The following is a 23,966-nucleotide window of genomic DNA, read 5'->3' on the forward strand; positions in this document are numbered from 1 at the left end:
CGTGCTCTTTTCCCTTATAGTAGATTATTTCCTCTTTAAATAATATGGGGGATATGTGCTGTAAAAAATCCAAAAGCCGATTTTTTCACGAACATAAGCAACTAACTTTACGAAAAGAGTTTTATTCTTCGTTATTTGTATAGATTTCAGGCTTTAACACTCCGATATAAGGGAGGTTGCGGTATCTTTCCGCATAATCAAGTCCGTAGCCCACAACGAATTCATCCGGTACGATAAACCCGACATAGTCAGCTGTAATATCAGCTTTTCTTCCGCTTGGCTTATCCAACAGCGTGACAATCTTGATTGTTTTTGCTTTACGGTAACGGAAAAGCTCCACTAGATAGCTAAGAGTCAGACCACTATCAATGATATCCTCAATGATCAGGATATCTCTGCCTTCAACAGATGTGTCCAAATCCTTCAAGATCTTAACTTCTCCTGAGGAAACAGTGGAATTCCCATAGCTTGAAACATCCATGAAATCCATTTCCAAATATGTATCCATGCGTTTAATCAGGTCGCCCATGAATGGCATAGCGCCTTTAAGGACACCTATAGCCAGTGGAAAACGATCACTGTAGTCCTCTGTCAATTGTGCACCTAATTCTCTTACCTTTGCTTGAAGCTCTTCTTCGCTAAAGAGTACTTTTTCAATATCTTTGTTCATTTCGTTGTTGCCTCCCAAACTGTTAGCTCTTCTTAATGGTTAAAACTAAAACTGGACCCATCGTTTCCTCTGTTGCTTCAAAAGACGAACGTTTCAGCATGGGCACCCATAAAACAGTTTCATTTGCATCCACTATCACCGGCCATGAATCCCGTCTTGCGATCGGAATTTTCGCTTCGATAAAGATGCTTTTCAGTTTTTTGGAGCCCTGCGTCCCCTTCAACTTCATTCGATCCCCATTAAGCCTCGATCTGACATGAAGCGGAAATGCTACTTTCGATAAATCTAGGATAGCTTGGTTCTTTTCTACATGAACAGCATGTTTGTAGTGTGTCCAAACCTCGCTAATGATTACATCATTTGTAGGCAATGTTATCTTCCCAGGCACTTCAATCATGGCACGAAAGGGAATGGCCCTTTCATTTTCAAATGACAACGTGCAATCATTGTAGGACCGAGTAACCTGCAAATCATTAGGGAAATGTAACATTCCAGAAGGGTGTTCACTTTCCAATAAGGATAACAAATTATCAATATGTATAGAGGAAAGAGATGGAGGAATTTCATTATTATAGAGATAGTTTAATATTAGTTGAAACCCTCTTCTTTGTAAAGGTTTTGCCATTAAAAGCAAAGGTTTTCTCCTTAGGACCACTCTGCTTTCATTTTTGGTTTTAATTACTTTATTCCATTCTTTTTCGGTTAATTCCTCCAAGAAGAAATTGTCCTCTTGTAAATGCTCACTGAAGCTCTGAAACTTCTCATTCAGTGCAGGAAATTCTTCTTTAAGCACAGGCAGCACATGATTCCTTATCCGATTTCTGCGATAGGAGTCCTTATCATTGCTTGGATCGTGACGGTATGAGAGCCCGTTTTGCTGAACATAATCCAATACTTCCTCCTTTGTCACGGAAAGAAGCGGGCGAATAATCCAACCATTTCCGAAAGGGCGCTTCGGCAGAATCCCGGCATATCCATTAATGGAGGAGCCTCGTCCCATTCTCATAAGCATTGTTTCAACCTGATCATCGCTATGATGGCCCAGTGCCAGAAGATCCGCATGATGCTTTACCATCACTTCCTGATAGAAAGAGTAGCGACACTTTCTTGCGGCTTCCTGCGCGCTCCATTTGTTCTCCTTTTGAAAAGCCAACACATTGATTCTTGCCCCTTCAAAAAGAATATTTCTTTTCTCACATTCCGCTTTTACGAAAAGCATGTCTTCTTCCGATTGCTTCCCCCTGAACATATGGTCCACATGGGCTACAACCAACTCCAACCGCTTTTCCTCACGGATACTGACTAAATAATGCAGCAGACTGATGGAGTCTGCACCTCCACTGACTCCGATCACCACTTTGGAATCTTCAGGAAGTAAATGATGCTTTTGAATAAAGGCAGAAACATTGTTCCACATATATCATACCCATTCCTTTGAACTTACACGTATAATTTTCTCCTTTATCCTACCACTTGAGGCAACCCCCTGCAAAACAGTTGCTCGTTCCTTCAACTTGTAAAAACATCCATATCCCTTTATACCCATTCTCTCTTGCACTAAACGCTATCGTACTAGAGCAGTGTTCCATAAATATAGAAAAAATACGCAGCCAGTACAATGGTAATCAGGACACTTGTTTCAATAAAGCCCTTGGACTTGCTTTTCTTAGGTACCACCTGGCTTTGCGTCGCTTGCTGCCGTGCCCGGTTTTTCTGCGTGCGATTCGTATAGGATGCTGAAGTTTGCTGTGGGGATGCTTTAGCTTTGCCCTGTGGCGCAGCTTGAACTTTCGCGCTAGGCTTGGAATCACTCATTGCCTGCAGAAATTCCCTTTTCATTGCGGCCGCAGAAGTATACTGTCCCGACAAAGCACGGACAAGCACCTTTTCATATTTGCGCAACCAAAGATTTCCATGTATATAGGATGACAGCTGCTTGATTCCACCCTCCCCGTTTTTTTGGAATTGCTTCGGATAGCATGTATGAATCATGATCATCGCTACGGCAAAAAGGTCGTAGGTCGGCTCTGCTTTTCTTGAACCCAATCCCCAGTAGCCTCTATCGAAGAACTCCGTAAACTCCTTGATCGCTCTTCCTTGTATCGTGGTCCCACCTACATCAATCAGCCGTACTTTGGGAGGGTTCGCGGTTACAATCAGATTGTCAGGCTTCAGATCGCCGAATACCCAGCCTTCCTCGTGCAGAGTCTGGAGATCGGTCAGCAGCTGCAGAACAAGTATCCCTGCCCATTCCATCCCCTTATTCTGAATAAAAGTGAGGAATGCTTCTCCTTCCAGGTATTCCATGACATAGAAGGAGAATACCTTTTGGCCATTGCCCATTATCCAATCATCCACATCCAACAAAGAAGGCCCGAGGGAAAATCCCCGGACCTTCGAAAAATGACGTAGGACGTTAACCTCAGAAGTGATGGATGAACTATTTTCACTAATTTTCAGTGCCGCTAATCCACTTGAGCTTCTGGTTAAGTACACATATCCTGTCGCACCATATCCCAGCGTCTTAAGAATCGTGTAACTTTTTTGGTGCCATTTTCCGAAGATGGTCGTTCCTTGAGGCAGGTTACCTACCTGATTCTTCATAGTATTGTTCATCATCGGAAATCAAGCTCCTTAAGCTACGTGTTTTCTTGAAATAAGGAATGGCTTCTTTAAGTGCAGGTCCTGTAGGCGTAATTCCCCCTGTCGCCAATTTCGGGAAAATGCTTGATAGGGATTCTAGCTTCGGCGTCCAATCCAGAATATTTTCCACCTCCTGGCGTTTTCCAGGAAACACAAAGGCCGAAAACTGGTTGTCTCCCATTCTGGCATTTAGGCTAAGGGAAAGATCGAGCAGGGCTTCCTTTACCGTGGGAAGCTTGGATTTCATGCTGGCGCTCGTATCCACCAGTATCAATACTTGCAACGATACCGTTTCCCCTAATTCATCCACCACTTCCATGACCTCGCCGCGCTTTTCAGGAGGCAGGTCCTCCATGGAAGAATTGGAGCCCAGAATTTGCTGAAGCTCTTTGTTGATTACCCCCTGCAAGGTTTGGGTCATCGCCTTTCTTGTTACCATCTGGACGGTCTGGGACAAGTTTTTCGCATAAACGATCTGACTTACCCCGCCACCAGACATCGCAATCCCCTCAATTTCCTGCATGCCCCTCTCATCTATCGTATCTTCATCCATTACCCCAATGACATTTACCGTAATATCCTGTTCCTTCGCAAGTGCTGCCATCGCAATCGGGTCTTCCCCTGAATTCGAGCACCCATCTGTGATTAATAGAATTTGCTTCAACGTTCCTTTATACACGTTTCGTCCCCTCCTAATGCGTATAATTTACATTAGCCATCATGGACGAAATCACATGGATTTATACCTTGAATTTCACAACGCCTCCTTCATCGTTTGATTTTTTGATAGATAATGATACGCAGGAATCGCTGCCCATTTTGGAATGTTCCTCTCTATTTTTGCCACCACAACGGTCATGTCATCCTGTATCTGCCCTGAGCGGGTTCTGATAACCTCCTCCATAATGATATCTGCCACTTCCTGCGGATCATCCGTTTGGATCTCCGACACCTTCCGTTTCATCCATAGATCATAGTTCTCTACATGCTTAGGACCCTCAAAGATTCCGTCACTCATCATAATGAGCAAGTCTCCAGCCTTCAACTGTTCGCTGACGACATCCACATCGAACTCCTGAATAATTCCCATCGGTAGGTTACTGGCTTCTATTTTTAATACACGGTCCCCCCTTTTTACAAAGCTTGGCGTCGATCCGACCTTCAGAAACTTTGCGGAAGCATCCTGAAGATCAATCATTGCTAGATCAAGTGTCGTAAATATTTCATCTGTCGTTCGCAACGATAGGACGGAATTCACCGATTTTATCGCGACCTTTTCTTTGATGCCTGATTGCAGAATTTCCTGTAAAAGTTTTAAGGTTTCTTTGCTCTCATAATGTGCACGCTCCCCATTTCCCATGCCATCACTAATGGCGATGGCGAATTTCCCATGGCCCAACTCTATAGTGGAAAAACTATCTCCCGATATAAGCCCTCCCCCTTTTGCCGCATGTGCCACTCCTGTATCTACCGTAAATGCTTTCGCAGAGCCAAATGATACATAGCAGTATCCATTGTTATCTGCATTACACTCTTCTTTTTTCACCATAATGTTTTCATTCAATATATCTGAAAGCATCGGAGCAATGAGCTTTTCACACTCGCCTCTTCCCTGGCAATAAGGAACGGTCATTTCTATATCGACATTCCCCTGCTCGACACTGTAGATTTCCACTTGTTCAATTTGGATACCGAACGCTTGCAGCGCATCTAGTATTTGGTCTTCCTGAAGATAATGATTCTCCCGCTCTCGTTGGATTTCTTTCGCAAAATCCTCCATCACCTGGGATACCCCTAATAATTGATCGGCTACCAACCTCCTACTCTCCATTAATTGTTTTTTCAGCTTTTCACTCGCGTGGAACTGGGTTAACTCGTGCTTGATGACAGTCTTCACTTTTTCTGATTTTACACAATGGCGATCCCACTCCTTTTGTAGTTTGACGTTTAAACTAATGGTTCCCTCCTCGGTGTCCTCCATCAATTTCGTCATATATTCATAGGTTTTATGAAAATTCTGTGTCCAGCACTGGTCCTTCTTGAAGCAGTTTTGACATGTCTTTTCTGTCACATTGCTCAAAAATAGATCCATTTCCTGCTCAGAATCCGGCTGTTCAAACTGAAATTTGGAAAAGCTGCTCGACAGCGCCTGGAATACATGGGAGAACTGCTCAACCCTGTTGGCGGTCACATCCCGTATTTTCCTTAGATATTGCTGCTGTTCGGCATTGTATTCTGCGGTTCCGGGGATAAATTTCGCCAGATTGGAAATGGCTTTTTGCGGAGTAAGTAAAAAGAGTACCACTGCCGTCATCGATTCAAGGATTGTCGGCATCAGCATATTTGTTCCCTCGCCATAAATACCAATCAAAAGTGTTCCAAGGAGCAGTCCCACGGATACACCGAGTTTATTCCCTTCCCTCAGCAGGCCACCTAAAAGCCCCGCAAAAGCAAGCAGGCTCATTTGGTATAAATTCGAGACGGTAGCAAGGCTCAGAATCAAACCTGTGACCACCCCGACAGTCGATCCGATCGTAGCACCGGCGACAAACGCGAAGATCAGTACGAGGTATCTTGATAATATATGTTCAATGGCCATGTCATACATGGTCCAGCCGATTGTTCCTGTCAGTACGGAGGCCAATAGGATAATGAGGCAAATAATTTCTTCGGTCTTGAATGCCTGCCGCTTTTTTCTCATCATGATCAGCGGGATGCTTTGAAAGAAGATAAGCGTCAGGATGAAGCCTAGCCCCGCTTCCACCCCAATCATCATCCAGTCATAGGCCACAATTCCGGTTGTAAAATACAGCATGGCCGACTTGGAAAGGAATGCCGACAGGAAGACCAGAAACGGCAAAGCTTTCAGCGCTTCGAACTTCAATGCCAGCGTCCACCTGAACAGGAGCACGAATAGAATCATCCCTCCGAACACATAGGCAGCCGTCATAAGGGATACCGTACTGGATCCGATCAGCAGTGCTATCAGGGTCAAGCCTGCACGTTTCTTTTTCATAAAATAAACTGCTGCAAAGAATGGCAGCGCGAACGGCGTCACTTCTCCAAGGATCAGGGCCCGTCCCAAAAGAAAGCCGATAAAGACCAACAAGAATCCTTGATGAAAAAGAACGGATGTAATCCTGCTCCTGGCATTTTGAATATTTCTTATCAGTCCCTTTTTTAGCTTTCCTAGATGAACATTAGAAACTGGCTCCCCCATATTCCCTTCTATTCTCTCCATCATATCCACTCCCGTTTCGGTTCATTGAGGTCATTATACAAAGGAAAAAGGAAAAGTTTTGTCAAACGAGCAGTGGCGTTCATGAAAAACGTTCGACGTAATTCAGGGAAATGGGGGAAAAGCTGTCAGGAAATCATCGCATTTGCTATTCCTGTCCATCAGTTTTTGTAAATTCACTACGCAATACCATGGATAATGTTCTAATTATTCTTACATTTTTAAAATGTATTGACATATATTTAATATCTTAGTAATATATTTTTTGTGCCTAATACGCACGCATATGACAACTTATTATCTTGGCGGTGTAGCTCAGCTGGCTAGAGCGTACGGTTCATACCCGTGAGGTCGTGGGTTCGACTCCCTCCGCCGCTACCAATTTAATAAGGCCCATTGGTCAAGCGGTTAAGACACCGCCCTTTCACGGCGGTAACACGGGTTCGAATCCCGTATGGGTCATACAATTTAGCTGTTTCCGATTAGTTTCTACTAATTGGAGGCAGCTTTTTTGTTTTTTAATTTAGGTGTTTTCGTATTTATTTTTGCTAATCTGATAAATGTACACATCAAATGCAGCCCGTTGATTTCCACTCCGGACACTTGCTTTCCGCGGGGACGGATGGGAGCCTCCTCGGCTTCGCCTGTGGGGTCTCCCATGCCCTCTACTTTCCCGCAGGAGTCAAGTGTCCTCCGCTACAATCAACTCATGGTTTAAACCATATTTGCTTTATGAATGAGCCTTAAAACAAATTAAATTCGATACTGAAACTAATATAAAGATATAATGCAATTTCCTTGCCTTTAGGAAGATATTAAGACAAATTTGTTACTATGAGTCACCCCTGATGGTTGGAGTGCAAGGCGTGAGACTCCTGCGGGAGAGCAGCGTGTCAAGGGAGACCCCGCAGGCGCAAAAGCGAAGCCACTGAAAAACGAGTTTATTATTTGAATTTTATTTAAAAAACTAAACAAAAAGAGCTTAATTGGCAATTGCCACCCAATTAAGCTCACATTTCACCCTATCTTACTATTTATTTTTCATCGATTAGCTTAACTATTCGTTTTAAATTTACTGCGAATATCGTAGTGGCACCTTGAATTTGCATCCCAAATAGACTTGCGGCTTTTGATTTTTCATACCCATGTCTATTCTTTAACTCACTATTCTTTGCTTCAACTTTATATCTTGAGCGGGCAAGTTCTTTGAATTCATCTGTCTGTTGAAACGCTTCTTGTTCTAAGTGTTCATTTGATTTTATAGGGATGGAGTAGGTCTTCGACTTAGCTCCTTCTTTATAGCACCCTCGACGAATCGGGCAAGCTTTACAAACCTCAACGTTCCAGAAATATTTTAGTTGATCGTTACGGTTTGTTCCCCTTTTCTTTATCAGTCCACTCGTTTTCGATAAGTGCCCAGCAGGACAAGTAAATCGGTTTGCGTCTTTATTAAATACAAAACCATCTTCTTTTTCCCGGGTGCCGTTTGTGATGACCGGATGCAGCTTCGCTACAAGTTTTATGTTTTTTTTATGAGTATAAATCAAATTATCTTTCCCGGAGTAAGCGGTATCTCCACCTACTGCATCTACTTTCATCCCTGCCTGGTTAGTTTTCTCCACTAGTTCTTTTAGGTATTTACCATCGGCTTTTTCTCCTGATGTGATTACGGCAGCAGTGATAATTCTTTCGTCAGAAATAGCTAGGTGGGTTTTATATCCAAGAAAAGAGTGGTCTTTCGATTTATGTCCAACCCGTGCGTCGGAATCTGTAGAGAAATGAGTTTGGTGATTACAATCTTCAAATGCCTCTTTTAAATGGTTTAGCTTTTCATTGACTGCAGGGATCTGTGAATATTGTGGATTATTTTCTAAGACATCTACTAAATTTTCCGTGTAGTCTAATTCTGCTTGTAAATCTTTACTTACTGGTTTTTCAGGGAATATTTTTTTTGCTTTTTCATCAATTTGGTAGACAGCTTTGCGCAATAGTTTTGATTTTTCCTGAAGATATTGCTTAGCTGTTTTAGATCTATAACGAGAATTTGTATGTGTAGAATCGATAAAGATTATGTTTTGTTTAATAAGATTATGTTCGATTGCGATATCTACAGTTTTTCCAATTAACATATCTAGAATTTCCATATCCTTAAGACGAAGTCTTCGGAATTTGGTGAGTGAGCTAGGGTTGATTACGGATTCTTCTGGAGCCATATCTAAAAAGAATTTAAATGACATATCATATTTTGAGCGCTCCACCACGTCTACATCTGATAGGTCGAAAATTACCTTTAACAATAAGTATTTAAACATTCTGATTGGTGGTATGGCATTACGTCCGTTATCGAGGGAATACTTATTTTTCAGTTCTTCGTGTATGAAGGAAAAGTCCACAATTCCGTTGATTCTTCTTAGTAGGTTATCTTTCGGTACTACTAAGTCATAAATCTTGGCATAGGGACTCAAAGCGAATTTTTCTTGGTTCGTTAACATAAGCACACCACCTAAAGTTAGTACTTTTATTATAAAATAAAATAACTAGACAAGCCTTAAAAAATTTAGGTTTGTCTAGCTATAGGAGCACTTTTTCAGTGGCTTCCGCAAAAGCGCCGAGGAGGCTCCCGAGGCCGCCCGCGGAAAGCGAACACCTGGAACGGAAACCATCAGGGTGTTAATGTAGACATCTTATATTTAGCCCAGCCCTATTCTTAAAGCAATAATCTTTACTAAAAGAGCTTTTATTTTTATAATCCGCAATAAATACAAAAAGCACACCCCATTTTCCGGGACGTGCTTCATAACGTTATACGTACGTTTATATATGTGTGATGTTCAGCAGCAAGTTATCCCCTTTTCGCTCCACGACCTCCACGTTTTGATTCCGTGCTGCGTTTCAGGGATGTCAAACGATCTTCGCTATCCTTTAAGAATCTTGCCATTTTTTGCTCGAAGTTTTCCTTTGGACGGAATTCTTCTCTTTTTCTCTGTGGGCGTCCTCCTTGGTTAGGACGGTTTTGGTTATTTGGGCGTTGCGTTGGTTGTGCAGAACGTGGCTGAGGCTCACGGTAAGTATCGCTTGCCTTCTTGATGGATAGGCCGATTTTTCCGTCCTTCTCCACATTGATGACCTTCACTTGCACCTCGTCGCCAACTTTCAGATGGTCGTTGATATCCTTCACATAGTTGTCTGCAACCTCACTGATGTGGACTAGACCTGTTGTTCCTCCTGGCAACTCGACAAACGCGCCAAAATTAGTTATTCCTGTTACCTTACCCTGTAACTTGCTGCCTACTTCGATTGACATAAAAAAAATGCTCCTCCTTAAAATCATAAAAAATAAATCACTTTACCTACCATTATACCTAGAGCAATTGAGGTGTCAATACAACGACTATTCAGATGAGGAATCCTCTGGTAAATTAAAGATGATTTCCCCATCCTCTGACATGAAATAATCTCTACGTGCGATCTTCGCAATATATTCATCATCGTTCAGCTTCACAATCTCTTCTTCCAAACGCTGCTGTTCTTTTTGTAACTGTACAAGCTCCTGTTCCACAGCTTCTTTTCTATCTTGTTTTTCCTGCAAAATAGCCCTTTGCTCCAGAAGTGTTTTACCCATAAGAATTCCAAAAATTACTACAACCAAAAAGAATAATGACAAACGGCGATAAAGTCCACGGCGTTTTTTTTGCTGTTTTATATGCTGCTCTTGTTTGGCGTCTGAATAGTCTGAATGGATTTTTGCTATTTTTTCGTTTCTTGCCGCGCTCATCTTATCATTCCTCTCCTAGCGCTTTTTCCAGAAATTCCTTACTCTATTCATTATACTATGTTTCCTATTCTTTACTAGTGAGAAAAATCCTGCAAATTTCTTGAAAAGACTTTGTAAATATTTTTTCCAGGCTTTCGGAAGCAGTTTCCATCCTAGCATACCGAGCCATTTGAATGGTAGAGTACAAAGTTTGATTATTTTCCAGACCAAAAGAAGCAAAAAGCGCCCCAGCGAATAAACCGCTTTAAAGAGCCCCACTAAAATGAATATGATAGCTTGTACCAATAATTGAATGGGTTTTACAATCAGCATCTTCACCAATTTCTCCATAAAGCGGTATACGCTGATGGATAGTCGGATCAATGACTCTAGTAAACTTAAATACAAATAGCGAAACAGGCTTTGATACGCTGCATATCCGCAGACAAGGGCGATGAGGATATAGAAGCGGAGCTCCCCTTCGTTTACAAGGAGCAAAACATAGAATGTAACAAGACCCTGCAAGAGCCAAAAGAGAAGGTCGTGCAGGAACACGATCCATCTCGCTCTTTTGTCTCTTTTCATGAACCTTCCATACGTATCAATGGCCGCTCCAAGATACGTGCCTACTCCGATCATGGCAAGCATGGTGTAAAGTTGAGTGGTCAGGCTCATTTGAACAACTTACTAAAGAATCCTTTAGCTTTCTCTCCTTGTTGGTCGTCGAGGTAAATGATCTCCATGATCTTGCCTTTGATGGAGACTACCCCTTTTTCCACATCCAGGTTCTTCATCTGAAGGTTTTGGCCCCTTACGGAGAGAAAGCCCATAACGGTTTCAAGTAGAAACTCTTCATTATCGAAGCTTTCCACTTGTTTAACCCCTGTAATATCAAGCAATCTTCTGCTTCTCATCACGATGTCCTGTTCCTGGACAGTCTGCTTATTCGTATGACCTGATTCATAGTATTGGTTCATTTTCATCCCTCACCTATCCATTACTTGAAGATAGTACATGTATATGAAAGGGATTCTTTTTTAGAACAAGCCTACCAGTTCTATTCCTCGCTTTGTGCGACTCTCTCTTCTTTGATAATCGTATACATCATTGTCGCTTCTTCCTTTTTCGCTGTTTCCTGTACGTGGTCGATAGATGCTGTCACGATTTTCTGTCCGAAATGGATCGTCAGTTCGTCACCTGCTTTTACATTGCTGCTCGCTTTCGCCTGAATTCCATTGATGGAAATACGTCCCTGTTCAGCCACTTCCTTTGCCAGCGTACGTCGCTTGATGATCCGTGACACTTTCAAAAATTTATCTAAACGCATATTTGTTTCCCCCTATTTTAAAGGTTGGATTCATAATCCCAACCTCTTCGCTTCATTCCAGATTTCATCCAGCTGTTCCAACGATAGGACTTCGAATTCCAGCCCTAACTCTTTTACCTTTTTTTCGATAAACGTAAACCTGCGATAGAATTTCCGGTTGGTGGCGGAAACCGCTTCTTCCGGATCTATCTTATAGAATCTTGCTATATTCACCAGGGCGAACAGGATATCGCCGAATTCCGCTTCGATCTTCTCCGCGCTGCCATCCTTAGCGATTTCTTCCTTCAGCTCCTGGATTTCTTCTGATACCTTCTCCCACATCGGGGCGACATCATCCCAATCAAACCCTACCTTCCCAGCTTTTTTCTGGTATTGATAGGCCTTGGTCAAATTCGGGAGTCCTTTAGCCACAGCATCAAGAATGGATTGCTCCGCTCTTTCTCCTTTTTCAGCCTTTTTAATCTGCTCCCAATTGTTCACCACTTCATCTGCGTCCTCGACAGATATATCCCCGAACACATGGGGATGCCTGCGGATCATCTTTTCATTTACGCCCTCTATGACATCCTCTATGCTGAAGTAGCCCTCGTCTTCCCCGATTTGCGCATGCAGCATCACCTGGAGCAACACATCCCCAAGCTCTTCCATGATCCCATCAACATCCCCTTCATCAATGGCGTCTATCAATTCATACGCTTCTTCTATCAGATATTTTTTCAGGGATTCGTGCGTCTGCTTCTGATCCCACGGACAGCCATTCGGTCCTCTTAGAATCGCGATGGTTTGGCGGAAGTGGGTAAATTGCTTGTACAAGAGCTCGTCCTCTTTTACAGGCGGCACATATACACTGGTGAGATTGTTGATTTCTGCTACACGATCTAATTCGTATAAAGGAACTTGTGTTATTTTTTCCTGAGAGGATCCCGCTGCCGTCACAATGGTAACAGGGTAATCATCAGGCAGGATATCCATCAAGGTCAGTTTCACCTCTGAAGCAATGAACGCATCATAAACCTGACAAAAAATCATATGTTGTGTTGGAACAATCGTCTCTTTAACAAGTGCGGTCGCATCATGGAACTGAAAGCCTTCAATCGGATCCAAGCCCACTGATGTAAACATCGGATCAAGAAAACTTTGTCCACCTTTTATATCGAGTTCTAGCTCATTTTTATTAGCCTTATCCAGCAAAAGTTGAACGGTTCTTTCTGCTACGAGCGGGTGTCCCGGAACCGCATAGACTATTTCCTTTTCTTTGCTTGCTTCCACCAGTATCCTTGTAATCTCTTCATACACGCTATCAAAGGAATCATGCTTTTCATAGATGCTATCAAAAGAAGTGTAAGATAGGTTTTCTTTTTCGAGCTCCTGTATGACTGGATGTTCTTTCGTTCGCAGGTACAGGTGATCACAGGAAAGCAGCTTCTTATAAACTCCCATCGGCAGCTGTTCAAGGTCACCAGCCCCCAAACCTAGTACGGTTATCTTTGCCATTTTTTCACCAACTCTATTTAATTAGTTTAGAGAGCTTGCTTCCCAAAGGCAGGAAGGAAAGCTCCGTTTTTGTAAAATAATTGTTTTTTATTAAAACCAACAGGAACACGATACCGCCAAGCATTACTCCAACCAAGCTCTGTGCAGAAGCCAATAGCCGGCTCGATCCCACTAATGCATGACTTCCCTCCAAGAGAACGGCAAGTGTGGCTGACATAAGTCCGATACTCACGAGAAGCGGGTATATGTATGCTTTCTCCAATATGGTTATGCCTGTCTTTCTTTTAATTTCAAACAGTAGACCGATAGCTACCACACCACTTGCCAGCAGCGTACTGAATGCTGCACCAAATGTCTGGGATTCTGGAATGAATGCGAAATTCAGCACTATTTTCACGAAAACTCCGGCAAGAACATAAAAGGCAGGCAGATAGGCATTTCCAAGACCTTGCAGGATTGCTGATGCCGTAAGCGCGATACTGCAGAATAAAATGGATAATCCTAATACCAATAATACACCAGAACCATTTCCATTAGAAAACAGCATGGTGTTGACCGGCTTGATTAGCCATGCCAAGCCGACTGAAGCTGCAGCGCCGATGGCAAAGCTTACGCGGATCGATATCATGATCTTGTCTTTCATCTCCCTGAAGGAGCCTTGTGCCTTTGCCCGTGTTATGTAAGGAACCAGCGATAAAGAGAAGGCCGTTGCCACCACCGTACCGAGTTGAATCAAGGGCTGCCCCCGGTCATATATACCCTTGAGAAGCTTAGCCTCATCAGGAGAAATGCCGCTTTCAACCAGATACGCATAGACGGAAAAAGAATCCACCAATTGAAAGAGGACGAGCAATAGACTACTGATACAGATTGTAAAGCCCTGCAGCATAAGTGCCCTGACTATGCTCCTGGTGGAGAAATACACTCCCGGATTCTTCTGTCGCTTAGCTTTTGCTTGATATCGCTGATAAAAAAGAAACAGGACGGCAACAGCCGCAAGGCCACCTCCGACAGAACCAACCATGGCACCTGCGCCTACGTCGTATAATGAATTGCCGTGCGCTACAAAATAGTATGCCAGCACAAGAATCGTACAAACCCGTATCAGCTGTTCACCTACCTGGGAAGCTGCGGTCGGTGTCATCTCGCCACTGCCTTGGAATATCCCTCTTCCGACCGAAAGAAAAGGCATGAGAAGGAAGGAGAAAGCGACAATTCGGATCAGTTGCGAAAGCTTTGGATCTCCCATCATTCCGGCAATTGCATCGGCTCCAAAATAAAGTCCCGAAAACAGAAGCCCCCCAAAGAGAAGGAGAAAAGTAAAGGAGATGGTCCCGATCTTCCTGGCAGCTTCCGTTTTGTTCACTTCCGGATGTTCTGCAATCAGCTTCGAAATGACCACCGGAAACCCATATGTAGATAGAATAATGGCCACACCGTAGAACGGATAGACCTGTTGATAGATATAAAAACCGACATCTCCCACAATATTTTGAAAAGGGACCCTGTATGCGGCACTCAGTACTTTTACCAGTATTCCCGCAACTGTTAAAATCATGGCACCTTTCCAGATTGCTTCAAGATGGTGGTCTGACTGATGTTTCATGAAAATACCTGCTTTCAACCTAATGTCACAATTGTATTATTGTACCATAAGAAAAGCATAAGCGCCTTGGTCACACCCGACAAGCATAAGACGGTGTTCTACGATGGTTGCTCTTTAACCTTCGCAGAAAAATGACTTATGACCTCGGTTTGGTCACTCGTTTTCTCTATTTGGCGGTCTCATTCCGTGGCTTTAAGACCACCAATTCCTCTTTTTCCCTTTATTGCGGTCTCATTTGCTGCTTTGAAGACCGTAAAAAACAAAAAGAAGCAGCAGAGCGCCTCTGCTGCTTCCTATTACGATATTATTGCTCCATCTGCCTTGCCAAGAAGCCTGCAGCCGTTTCCACAGCTTTTTGTTCCACTTCTCCAAGTGACTTGTCTTTGGACATGATTACTACTGCACCAATTGGATCACCGTTCGCTACGATCGGTCCGATGGTATAGGACGCGAGGGATTCTACATGACCATCTACAATTGCAAGCTGCTGCTCATCTGTTTTCAATACGGAATTGCGATCTTCCATGGATTTCTCCACTACATCGCTGACACTCTTATTGAGATACTCCTTCTTGGAGCCGCCAGCGACTGCAATAAACGTATCACGGTCACAGATTAAAACAGGATGTCCTAAACTATCATACAGAGCTTCCGCATATTCTCTTGCGAAATCGCCAAGCTCTGAGATAGGAGAGTACTTCTTCAGAATTACTTCTCCATCCCGATCGACAAAAATCTCCAACGGGTCACCTTCACGAATACGTAACGTTCTTCTGATTTCTTTTGGAATTACAACTCGACCTAGGTCATCAATACGACGTACAATACCAGTTGCTTTCATTTCTTAGGTTGCCTCCTTCATCCGATGATAAAAAGAGATGAGTTAAATTGGTGGAATTGATCAAGTTGTCCTGCTTTTGAAGAATTCACCATTTGTTGAAATTAGTATCCTTCACACCGTGAGTTATATACATGTTGGAAAAGTTTTTTTTAGTTTGTAAAATCCCCCAGTATTTATATAGACAAGATTTCACATACTTAAACCTTTTACGATGCATTGACACTTTCTTTTTTTACATTCTCTAGTCCTTTTATCATAGATATGGCAACCTGAATCCACTCATCTGGTTCCGTACGCTTTGTTTGAATCACGACCTTCAACCGCTTGCCTTCCATCCCGAGGTTGACCATTCGCCCAAATTCATTTCCAAGCAAGAAGAGCTTCTGTCCGTCAATTTTATTGCTCGCTTCTTCTGAAATCAACAGCACCAATTCCTGCTTCGTCTGCTTGATGGAATCCACCTTTTCCTTCAGGCCATATACTTTCATTTCTGACACGCGGAAAAGATAGTCCACTTCTTTCGGATACTCTCCGAACCGATCCTTCATTTCTTCCTGCAGTTCTTTTAGGTCCTCCGGTGTCTCGATGCCACGGAAGCGCTTATACATATCGATCTTTTGCTTGCTGTCCCCTATATAGGATTCAGGGATATAGGCATCCAGTTCGACATCGATTTCCATATTGCGCTGTTTCTTCTTCTCCGGATTTCCTTTTCGCTCCTCAATTGCATCCTTCAGCATCTGTGAATACATGTCAAAGCCGACCGAATCGATAAATCCGTGCTGTTGAGCCCCCAAGAGGTTTCCAGCACCACGAATCGTTAGATCCCGCATGGCAATCTTAAAGCCTGAGCCAAGCTCTGTGAACTCCTTGATGGATTGCAGACGCTTTTCTGCAACCTCTGTCAATACTTTGTCTTTTCTATAAGTGAAATAGGCATAGGCCACCCTGTTGGAGCGCCCTACCCGTCCTCTCAGCTGGTAAAGCTGCGATAAACCCATTCTATCCGCGTCAAAAACAATGAGCGTGTTGACATTCGGGATGTCCACTCCCGTTTCAATAATCGTCGTACTTACCAGGACCTCCGCTTCTCCTTCCATGAATTGAAGCATCACAGATTCCAGCTCGTTTTCCGTCATCTTCCCATGGGCATACACTATCCTTGCATCTGGTACAAGCATCGAGATCTCATCCGCTTTCCGTTCGATGTCCTCGACGCGATTGTATAGAAAGTACACCTGCCCCCCGCGGGCTAACTCGCGTTCAATTGCTTCTTTTACTAGATTCCCATTATACTCCATGACGTAGGTCTGTACAGGGAAACGGTTCTCCGGCGGTGTCTCGATGACGGAAAGATCCCGTACGCCCAACATGGACATATGTAGGGTCCGCGGAATAGGTGTGGCCGTTAGGGTCAATACATCTATATTGGCTTTCAGCTGCTTGATTTTCTCCTTATGCGTCACACCGAATCGCTGCTCTTCATCGATGATCAGCAAACCTAGATCCTTATATTTCACATCTTTGGATAACAATCGATGCGTTCCTATTACAATGTCGACCGTACCGTTTGCAAGTCCCTTCATTGTTTCCGTCTGCTGCTTTCTCGAACGGAAGCGGCTCAACAGCCCGATATTGATCGGGAAGTCCTGGAAACGCTCCCTGACCGTTTCATAATGCTGCTGCGCAAGAATGGTCGTTGGTACAAGAATGGCAACCTGCTTCTCATCCGCGATCGCCTTGAATGCAGCACGGATTGCCACCTCTGTTTTACCGTACCCCACATCCCCGCACAAAAGACGGTCCATTGGGCGTGTACGTTCCATATCCAGCTTGATTTCATGAATGGAGCGCAGCTGATCCTCCGTTTCCTGATAAGGGAAGGTAGCTTCAAATTCCCTCTGCATTTCCCCGTCAGGTGAGAAGGAAAACCCTTCACTTGCCTCCCGTTCTGCATAAAGCTTGATCAGGTCGTCGGCAATATCCTGGACAGAGGATTCCACCTTGGATTTCACTTTCTTCCAATCGGTTCCTCCAAGCTTGTAGACTTTCGGTTCCTTGCCTTCAGATCCTACATATTTCTGCACCTGATCTATCTGTTCAACCGGAACATAAAGCTTGTCGGATCCTTGGTACTTGATGTGAATATAGTCTTTGTGCAGACCGTTGATATCAAGCGTTTCTATCCCTAGATACTTTCCGATCCCGTGGTTGATATGAACAACATAATCCCCGACATTCAATTCGGAGTAGTTTTTTATCCGTTCTGCATTGGAGAGCTTCTGCCTGTTCTTCGGTTTTTTTGCCTTCTTTTTAAACAGCTCTTCTTCTGTCAGAACGGCGAGTTTTTGCATAGGTAGCTCAAAGCCTGACTGGAGGTCCCCTTCAATGATCTGAACCTCTCCATGTGCGAAGGTGGAGCCGCTTGAGAGTTTTCTGACATCCACATCATAATCGGCCAAGACGGATTCCAGCTTATCCATGCGCTCCTGATCGGTAGCCATGACGACAATCGCATAATTCGCCTTTCTCCAGCGATCTATCTCTGATTTCAACAAATGCATTTGACCATGGAAATGCTGCATCGACTTGGATGAAAGATTGATCAGATTTTCCGGATGGGTATGTGGGACATGTCTTAAAAATAAGGATAAATAAATAAAGGGCAGCTTTTTGCTATGAACCAATTGGGCAAAGGAATGTGAGAATTTCAGGTCGTGCACTGCCTTTCCCTCCGCCAAGAGCTCAACCAGCCATTCCGCTTCTTCTTTATCCAGGCTCTCTGCCGTTTCCTGGATGCGGCTGATTTCATCCAGCACAACAACCCCGTTATCGGGAACATAATCTAGTAAACTAGCTGGCTTTTCATAGAAGAAACTCAGGTACTTATAGAGTTCTGAAAACACCTGGCCATTATCCAGCTGCTCTAGTTCATATGTGATATTTTCCATTAACAGCTGCTTTACCTTGTCGTTTTTCACCTTGGCAACCGAGTTGGAAAGCTCTTTCCCAAGCCGCTCCCGGCCTCTTTCCAGCTCTTCCCCTGTAAGAAGAATTTCTGTAGCAGGGCCGATTGCAATACTTTTTTTGTGCGCTTGCGAACGTTGATCTTCAACAGAGAAGGAGCGGATGGATTCCACCTCATCATCAAACAGTTCGATTCGGACTGCCAGTTCTTCTGTCAGTGGATAGATATCGATAATACCGCCACGGATGCTGAAATCCCCCGGCGTCGCTACCATCCCCACTCTTTGATAGCCGAAACGCACCAAGCGGTCTGCTAAATTATCCAGCGGTATGGTCTTATTCACTTCTATATGAAGTAAGGATTGCTGCCATTTAGTCTTGGAAGGAAGCATCCTTTTTAATCCCGCAATCGGGGTAATGATAATTCCGTTGCTCTTTGTAGCCCAGTGATTCAAAGCTTCGATTCTCTGCGCTTTCAGTTCCGGACTTGCAATTCCAATTTCCGCAGCAAGAACGTCATTGACCGGATACAAATACAGTTCGTTCTCCGGCAGAAAGGAGCTCAAATCGTCGTAGACCTTTTGGGCATGGTATAGATTATGTGTCACCAATAGGACCGGCGCTTTTCTTTCTTCGTATAAGGAAGCAATGAACAGGGATCTGGCAGAATTGGATATACCCGATACAAGCTGTTCCTTCAGCCCTTCGTTCAACCCGACCAATATCGATTCAAAATCATCGTTTTCTGTAAAATAAGGAATAAAACCTTTCATGGCACTACCCCCTCCTCTCCTGGTAAAAGTACTCTGGTCTGAACACATATACGCAAAAAGGCTTTGGCATTAAACCAAAGCGTTTTTATTATTGTATGAAGCTCTCTGTTTCATGCCAGGCTGGATTTCGCTCCAGGGCTTCCTGACAATCTTCACATATGGTTTTAACATGTATATCACCGTTTTGTTGGTATGCTATCATTTCTTGCCGTTCTGAATCCGTTAATTGGTGGAAACCCAATTGTTCTGTATAGACTCTTTCTTTCTCAATCGTACCGACTCTATGTCCGCAATGTCTACAATTATAATGAATAGCCACTGTTTTCCTCCTAGCCCATCCTTTTTAGGAATAGTATAAACAGAGGCTATCATTGTTATACAATGCTCGTTTCATTAAGAGTAAAATGCTTTCCTGAAAATAGAGTGTACCCTTTAAACACCCTGTTGATTTCCGTTCCAGGCATTCGCTTATCCGGAGGGCGGCCTCGGGAGCCTCCTCGGCGCTTTGCGCCTGCGGGGTCTCCCTTGACACGCTACTCCCGCAGGACAAGGAAGGCTTCGGCAGCGATACATCGCACGCAGAAAATGCCGCTTGCATTTTCAAGGAGTCTCATGCCCTGCACTACAATCAACAGGGGAGATCCTAAGTCAATAACGAGTATTACTAAAGCCAAAAGCAATTTTTTCCTACTGGTTAAATGTATTCATTACTTGCAGAAAGTCTTTGGATAGAGCTTCTTCGCATGCTTCGGCGGCTTTTTTGACGGTGGAGTCAATGTCCGGACGCTCTTCCTCGGAGAACCTGCCTAATACGTAATCCGAGATGGATTGACCGTTTGTCGGGCGGTCAATTCCCATACGGATGCGGTTAAAGTTTTGTGTCTGGAGATGCTGAATCAAGGACTTGATTCCATTATGCCCGCCAGCACTTCCTTTTTGACGCAATCTCAGTTTTCCGACAGGAAGATCCAGATCATCATAAATCACAACCAAATCCTCGATATCGAGTTTATAAAAATCCAATAAAGGACGAACGGTTTCACCTGATAGGTTCATATATGTAAGGGGCTTAACCAGCAACACCTTTTCCCCATTCACTACACCTTGACCAAATATTCCCTTGAATTTGGATTGGCTCAAAGGTATGTTCCAACGATCCGCTAATTCATCGATCACCATAAAGCCGATATTATGTCTTGTTTCTTCATATTGGCGGCCTGGATTTCCAAGGCCTACAAGAACTTTCATTTTTTCTCCTCCTGATGCAACTGCCTCTTCCTCTTTTGCAAAGAGCGACCGAAAGAATTTTTTCATCCAAGGCCTCCATATTAGTAAGGTATCTCTATTTTAACACAAGAAGGGGGCAACTATTACATTTCTGCATTCGTAAGCTTTCAACATATTCTGCAAAAAAAGCATTAAGGACAGCAAACCAGAGAAAAGACGCAACCCCGTGGGGTTACGCCTCATCGTCTGAATCGTTATTATTTTCTCTGCCTTCGACACGTTCAGGTTCACCTGGTTCCTGCTCTTCCCCACTGTCGATTTCCTCTTCTTGACGTGGAGGAAGGATGGACGCGATCACTTCATCGTCCTCATGGTTGAACTTATATTTGCCGGAAGTATCCAAGTCGCCAAAAGTAATGGTTTCATTTACCTGCAGGTTTGTAACATCCACTTCGATGCTATCTGGCACATCGCCAGGCAGAACCTTTACGGAAGCCTCGTGAAGTACCTGTTGCAGCACTCCTCCATCCTTCACTCCTGCAGCGTCACCTGTAACATGTACCGTAACATCTACATCGATTTCGGATTTGAAGTTTACCACATGGAAGTCCAAGTGGACGAATTCCATACTTTTTAACGGGTCTATTTGATAATCATACAGCATCACTTTTCTCTTATCAGAACCGATTTCCAAATCGATGATGCCGTTTCTTCCGGTTTCTCTGATTGTTTTAATGAAATCCTTGCTGTCGACACTTATTGACTTGTTTTCCGTGTCGTTCCCATATACAACCGCTGGAATTTGTCCTTCCTCACGGGTTTTTCTTCTTGAAGATTTTTTGAATTCCGTACGCTCATTTGCATGTAATACTGAAGTCATCTAATCACCTTCCTGGGAAAATATATTACTTGTCTCTCTAACAATTTCCCCTATTTCCAGAAGGTTAAACCTAAAATCTCCAATTAATCAAATAACGTGCTGACCGATTTCTCTTCATGGACACGTACAATTGCTTCTGCAATCAATTCTGCCACTGATAGTTGTGTGAGTTTGTCGATTTTCTTTTCCTCAGCCAAAGCGATGGTGTTTGTCACAACCAACTCTTTGATCTGGGAGTTTTCGATGCGTTCAATAGCCGGGCCGGAGAGTACTGGATGCGTACAGCATGCATACACTTCTTTCGCTCCATTTTCGATGAGGGCATTCGCTGCAAGTGTAATGGTACCTGCAGTATCAATCATGTCATCAATTAAAATAGCCGTTCTTCCTTCGATATGACCAACAATGTTCATTACTTCCGCAACATTCGGGCGCGGTCTGCGCTTATCGATGATTGCAATTGGAGCTTTCAGGCGATCTGCCAGCTTTCTCGCTCTTGTTACCCCACCATGGTCAGGCGATACGATTACAAGGTCCTCTAAATTCTTGCTTTGGAAGTACTCTGCCAAAATAGGTACACCCATTAAATGGTCAATGAGGATATCAAAGAAACCTTGAATCTGTGGTGCATGTAAATCAAGTGTAATGACACGATCTGCTCCAGCAGTTTCGAGGAGATTCGCTACAAGCTTTGCCGTAATCGGTTCACGAGCACGTGCTTTTCTGTCTTGTCTACCATAGCCGTAATAAGGCATCACGATGTTAATTGTTTTTGCTGAAGCGCGTTTCAACGCATCAATCATGATTAACGTTTCCATGATGTGTTCATTTACAGGCGCACTTGTGGATTGGATTACGTACACATCACAACCGCGGATGCTTTCTTCGATATTGATTTGTACCTCTCCATCACTGAAGCGTGAAACGGAACACTTTCCGATAGGAACACCAACCTTGGTTGCGATTTCTTCCGCCAAGGCTGTATTTGAATTCAGAGTGAATATTTTTAAGTTAGAGTCGGCATATTTATTAGACATGATTACATGAACCCTCCGTTAGGATTTTTTATTATGAATCTTTTCCGCATAATTCTCTTTATTTACTTGACGTGCACGGGCAATGGATAATGCTTCTCCCGGTACATCTTCTGTAATGGTCGACCCCGCTGCCACATAGGCATTGGTTCCGATCGTTACAGGTGCAACCAGATTGGAGTTGCATCCAACAAACACTCCATCCTCAATTTTCGTTAAGTATTTATTTTTCCCATCATAGTTAACGGTAATCGAACCACAGCCAAGATTTACATCTTTTCCCACTTCTGCATCACCGATATAGCTTAGATGTGAAGCCTTGCTTCCATCTCCAAAAGAGGCTTTTTTCACTTCCACAAAGTTACCTAACTTCACTTCGTTACCGATTTTAGAAGAAGGTCGCACGTGTGCGAACGGCCCGATATTCACATCATTGCCAATCTCACTATCATGAGTGACTGATTGGCGGATGGACGTACGGTCGCCGATTTGGCAGTCCTTGATTTCTGAATTCGGTCCAACTACACAGTCCTCACCAATGACAGTAGCGCCATGAATGACTGTGCCAGGATAGATCACCGTATCTCTCCCGATTACAGCATCTGCAGAGATATATGTGTTAGAAGGGTCGATAATGCTGACACCGTTGATCATGTGCTTTTTGTTGATTCGCTTTTTCATGGTAGCTTCCGCTTGAGAAAGAGCGACACGATCATTTACCCCTAATGTTTCATCAAAGTCCAATGTTTGATAGGCGGAAACGATATCCCCTTTTTCTTTCAGGATTTCAATTACATCCGGCAGGTAGTATTCCCCTTGCACATTGTCGTTGGAAACATTGCTAAGTGCTGTAAATAACGCTTCGTTATCAAAGCAGTATGTGCCTGTATTGATTTCTGTGACTTTACGCTCTTCTTCACTTGCATCCTTGTGCTCCACGATTTTCCCTACATGGCCTTCACTGTTGCGAATGATACGACCATAACCAGTTGGATCTTCCGCATAAGCAGTCAGGATGGTTGCCTTTGCTCCAGTGTTTTGGTGCAAGTCCAGCAATTCCTGCATGGTTTCAGGAGTTATAAGAGGAGTATCACCACAAATAACCAAGGTTACGCCCTTTTTATCTTTTAAAATAGGTGCAGCTTGCATGACTGCGTGAGCCGTACCTAGTTGTTCTTCCTGTAGTACATATTCACTTCTGCTGCCTAGATGGCTCTTGACCGTTTCTGCTCCATGCCCCACCACAGTAACGATGCTTTCAAAATTCAATGCAGATACATGATCCACTACATGTTGGACCATGGGCTTGCCACATACAGGATGTAACACTTTATATAATTTGGATTTCATCCGAGTACCTTGCCCAGCTGCTAAAATTACGGCATAACGATTTATCATAACAAGCCTCCATTTTTACCTAGGCTCTTCTCGTAAAGTTTGTTGCTTACAACCGTAAAAAATCGGCTTTTGGATTTTTTACAGAGATAAACCACGCAATATTCAAAGTGTAAA

General features: G+C 43.5%; 20 protein-coding genes and 2 tRNA genes. 2 read left to right on the forward strand and 20 right to left on the reverse strand.

Annotated features, from left to right (window positions below; genetic code table 11):
* Window positions 1-121: 121 nt before the first annotated feature.
* The 5 genes from hpt to spoIIE form a co-directional block, all read right to left on the reverse strand.
* A complete protein-coding gene (hpt, locus tag ABN702_RS19940; RefSeq protein WP_386645643.1) occupies window positions 122-670 on the reverse strand; it encodes a hypoxanthine phosphoribosyltransferase in 549 nt (182 codons plus the stop codon).
* Window positions 671-692: 22 nt separating this feature from the next.
* Window positions 693-2,087: a tRNA lysidine(34) synthetase TilS gene (gene tilS / locus ABN702_RS19945; RefSeq protein ID WP_417898387.1), complete on the reverse strand. Its 1,395-nt coding sequence runs from the start codon at window positions 2,085-2,087 to the stop codon at window positions 693-695.
* A 155-nt stretch (window positions 2,088-2,242) separates the two neighbouring features.
* Window positions 2,243-3,289 carry a protein kinase domain-containing protein gene (locus ABN702_RS19950; protein WP_417898388.1) on the reverse strand — a complete coding sequence of 349 codons (1,047 nt, stop codon included), beginning with the start codon at window positions 3,287-3,289 and terminating at the stop codon, window positions 2,243-2,245.
* Window positions 3,255-3,992, reverse strand: coding sequence for a VWA domain-containing protein (locus ABN702_RS19955; protein ID WP_386645634.1), 738 nt, complete (start codon window positions 3,990-3,992; stop codon window positions 3,255-3,257). Before ABN702_RS19955 ends, ABN702_RS19950 begins: the two co-directional genes overlap by 35 nt.
* A 75-nt stretch (window positions 3,993-4,067) precedes the next feature.
* Window positions 4,068-6,554: a stage II sporulation protein E gene (gene spoIIE / locus ABN702_RS19960; protein ID WP_417900981.1), complete on the reverse strand. Its 2,487-nt coding sequence runs from the start codon at window positions 6,552-6,554 to the stop codon at window positions 4,068-4,070.
* A 301-nt stretch (window positions 6,555-6,855) separates the two neighbouring features.
* On the opposite strand from spoIIE, the gene ABN702_RS19965 reads away from it, so the two are divergent.
* A tRNA-Met gene (locus ABN702_RS19965) sits at window positions 6,856-6,932 on the forward strand.
* Between the two features lie 9 nt (window positions 6,933-6,941).
* Window positions 6,942-7,013, forward strand: a tRNA-Glu gene (locus tag ABN702_RS19970).
* Window positions 7,014-7,585: 572 nt separating this feature from the next.
* On the opposite strand, the gene ABN702_RS19975 is transcribed toward ABN702_RS19970, so the two are convergent.
* The 15 genes from ABN702_RS19975 to glmU form a co-directional block, all read right to left on the reverse strand.
* Complete coding sequence (locus ABN702_RS19975) at window positions 7,586-9,043, reverse strand: IS1182 family transposase (RefSeq protein WP_417898389.1); 1,458 nt, start codon at window positions 9,041-9,043, stop codon at window positions 7,586-7,588.
* Between the two features lie 350 nt (window positions 9,044-9,393).
* Window positions 9,394-9,855 carry a S1 domain-containing RNA-binding protein gene (locus ABN702_RS19980; RefSeq protein WP_224841400.1) on the reverse strand — a complete coding sequence of 154 codons (462 nt, stop codon included), beginning with the start codon at window positions 9,853-9,855 and terminating at the stop codon, window positions 9,394-9,396.
* A gap of 87 nt (window positions 9,856-9,942) precedes the next feature.
* On the reverse strand, window positions 9,943-10,326 hold the full coding sequence (locus ABN702_RS19985) for an FtsB family cell division protein (protein WP_417898390.1): 384 nt from the start codon (window positions 10,324-10,326) through the stop codon (window positions 9,943-9,945).
* 15 nt (window positions 10,327-10,341) lie between these two features.
* Window positions 10,342-10,980 carry a spore cortex biosynthesis protein YabQ gene (gene yabQ / locus ABN702_RS19990; RefSeq protein ID WP_417898391.1) on the reverse strand — a complete coding sequence of 213 codons (639 nt, stop codon included), beginning with the start codon at window positions 10,978-10,980 and terminating at the stop codon, window positions 10,342-10,344.
* The gene (yabP, locus tag ABN702_RS19995) at window positions 10,977-11,282 is read right to left on the reverse strand and encodes a sporulation protein YabP (RefSeq protein ID WP_417898392.1); all 306 of its coding nucleotides are present in this window, start codon (window positions 11,280-11,282) and stop codon (window positions 10,977-10,979) included. Before yabP ends, yabQ begins: the two co-directional genes overlap by 4 nt.
* Before the next feature lie 80 nt (window positions 11,283-11,362).
* Window positions 11,363-11,632: an RNA-binding S4 domain-containing protein gene (locus ABN702_RS20000; protein WP_417898393.1), complete on the reverse strand. Its 270-nt coding sequence runs from the start codon at window positions 11,630-11,632 to the stop codon at window positions 11,363-11,365.
* A gap of 30 nt (window positions 11,633-11,662) precedes the next feature.
* On the reverse strand, window positions 11,663-13,126 hold the full coding sequence (gene mazG / locus ABN702_RS20005; protein WP_417898394.1) for a nucleoside triphosphate pyrophosphohydrolase: 1,464 nt from the start codon (window positions 13,124-13,126) through the stop codon (window positions 11,663-11,665).
* A 13-nt stretch (window positions 13,127-13,139) separates the two neighbouring features.
* Complete coding sequence (locus ABN702_RS20010) at window positions 13,140-14,732, reverse strand: putative polysaccharide biosynthesis protein (protein ID WP_417898395.1); 1,593 nt, start codon at window positions 14,730-14,732, stop codon at window positions 13,140-13,142.
* 304 nt (window positions 14,733-15,036) lie between these two features.
* Window positions 15,037-15,573: a stage V sporulation protein T gene (gene spoVT, locus ABN702_RS20015; RefSeq protein ID WP_386645615.1), complete on the reverse strand. Its 537-nt coding sequence runs from the start codon at window positions 15,571-15,573 to the stop codon at window positions 15,037-15,039.
* Window positions 15,574-15,779: 206 nt separating this feature from the next.
* Complete coding sequence (gene mfd / locus ABN702_RS20020) at window positions 15,780-19,313, reverse strand: transcription-repair coupling factor (RefSeq protein WP_417898396.1); 3,534 nt, start codon at window positions 19,311-19,313, stop codon at window positions 15,780-15,782.
* Between the two features lie 88 nt (window positions 19,314-19,401).
* The gene (locus tag ABN702_RS20025) at window positions 19,402-19,632 is read right to left on the reverse strand and encodes an anti-sigma-F factor Fin (protein ID WP_386645609.1); all 231 of its coding nucleotides are present in this window, start codon (window positions 19,630-19,632) and stop codon (window positions 19,402-19,404) included.
* 368 nt (window positions 19,633-20,000) lie between these two features.
* Entirely contained in the window at window positions 20,001-20,561 is a 561-nt protein-coding gene (gene pth, locus ABN702_RS20030) for an aminoacyl-tRNA hydrolase (protein ID WP_417900982.1), read from the reverse strand.
* A 211-nt stretch (window positions 20,562-20,772) separates the two neighbouring features.
* Window positions 20,773-21,420 (reverse strand): 50S ribosomal protein L25/general stress protein Ctc, encoded by a 648-nt coding sequence (locus ABN702_RS20035; RefSeq protein ID WP_417898397.1) that lies wholly within the window; start codon window positions 21,418-21,420, stop codon window positions 20,773-20,775.
* An 83-nt stretch (window positions 21,421-21,503) separates the two neighbouring features.
* The gene (locus ABN702_RS20040; RefSeq protein ID WP_417898398.1) at window positions 21,504-22,457 is read right to left on the reverse strand and encodes a ribose-phosphate diphosphokinase; all 954 of its coding nucleotides are present in this window, start codon (window positions 22,455-22,457) and stop codon (window positions 21,504-21,506) included.
* Between the two features lie 18 nt (window positions 22,458-22,475).
* On the reverse strand, window positions 22,476-23,852 hold the full coding sequence (gene glmU, locus ABN702_RS20045) for a bifunctional UDP-N-acetylglucosamine diphosphorylase/glucosamine-1-phosphate N-acetyltransferase GlmU (protein WP_417898399.1): 1,377 nt from the start codon (window positions 23,850-23,852) through the stop codon (window positions 22,476-22,478).
* Between the last annotated feature and the right edge of the window lie 114 nt (window positions 23,853-23,966).

Origin of the sequence: Bacillus haimaensis (genome assembly GCF_048270625.1) — a bacterium.
Taxonomy (GTDB): Bacteria; Bacillota; Bacilli; order Bacillales; family Bacillaceae_I; genus Sutcliffiella_A; species Sutcliffiella_A haimaensis.

Bases quoted from the DNA above. Each gene is read 5' to 3' on its own strand.
- mfd (WP_417898396.1), bottom strand. From the start codon at position 19,313: ATGAAAGGTTTTATTCCTTATTTTACAGAAAACGATGATTTTGAATCG.
- glmU (WP_417898399.1), bottom strand. From the start codon at position 23,852: ATGATAAATCGTTATGCCGTAATTTTAGCAGCTGGGCAAGGTACTCGG.
- spoIIE (WP_417900981.1), bottom strand. From the start codon at position 6,554: ATGGAGAGAATAGAAGGGAATATGGGGGAGCCAGTTTCTAATGTTCAT.
- mazG (WP_417898394.1), bottom strand. From the start codon at position 13,126: ATGGCAAAGATAACCGTACTAGGTTTGGGGGCTGGTGACCTTGAACAG.
- ABN702_RS20035 (WP_417898397.1), bottom strand. From the start codon at position 21,420: ATGACTTCAGTATTACATGCAAATGAGCGTACGGAATTCAAAAAATCT.
- ABN702_RS20040 (WP_417898398.1), bottom strand. From the start codon at position 22,457: ATGTCTAATAAATATGCCGACTCTAACTTAAAAATATTCACTCTGAAT.
- spoVT (WP_386645615.1), bottom strand. From the start codon at position 15,573: ATGAAAGCAACTGGTATTGTACGTCGTATTGATGACCTAGGTCGAGTT.
- ABN702_RS19950 (WP_417898388.1), bottom strand. From the start codon at position 3,289: ATGATGAACAATACTATGAAGAATCAGGTAGGTAACCTGCCTCAAGGA.
- ABN702_RS20010 (WP_417898395.1), bottom strand. From the start codon at position 14,732: ATGAAACATCAGTCAGACCACCATCTTGAAGCAATCTGGAAAGGTGCC.
- yabQ (WP_417898391.1), bottom strand. From the start codon at position 10,980: ATGAGCCTGACCACTCAACTTTACACCATGCTTGCCATGATCGGAGTA.
- yabP (WP_417898392.1), bottom strand. From the start codon at position 11,282: ATGAACCAATACTATGAATCAGGTCATACGAATAAGCAGACTGTCCAG.
- hpt (WP_386645643.1), bottom strand. From the start codon at position 670: ATGAACAAAGATATTGAAAAAGTACTCTTTAGCGAAGAAGAGCTTCAA.
- ABN702_RS20000 (WP_417898393.1), bottom strand. From the start codon at position 11,632: ATGCGTTTAGATAAATTTTTGAAAGTGTCACGGATCATCAAGCGACGT.
- ABN702_RS19985 (WP_417898390.1), bottom strand. From the start codon at position 10,326: ATGAGCGCGGCAAGAAACGAAAAAATAGCAAAAATCCATTCAGACTAT.
- pth (WP_417900982.1), bottom strand. From the start codon at position 20,561: ATGAAAGTTCTTGTAGGCCTTGGAAATCCAGGCCGCCAATATGAAGAA.
- tilS (WP_417898387.1), bottom strand. From the start codon at position 2,087: ATGTGGAACAATGTTTCTGCCTTTATTCAAAAGCATCATTTACTTCCT.
- ABN702_RS19975 (WP_417898389.1), bottom strand. From the start codon at position 9,043: ATGTTAACGAACCAAGAAAAATTCGCTTTGAGTCCCTATGCCAAGATT.
- ABN702_RS19980 (WP_224841400.1), bottom strand. From the start codon at position 9,855: ATGTCAATCGAAGTAGGCAGCAAGTTACAGGGTAAGGTAACAGGAATA.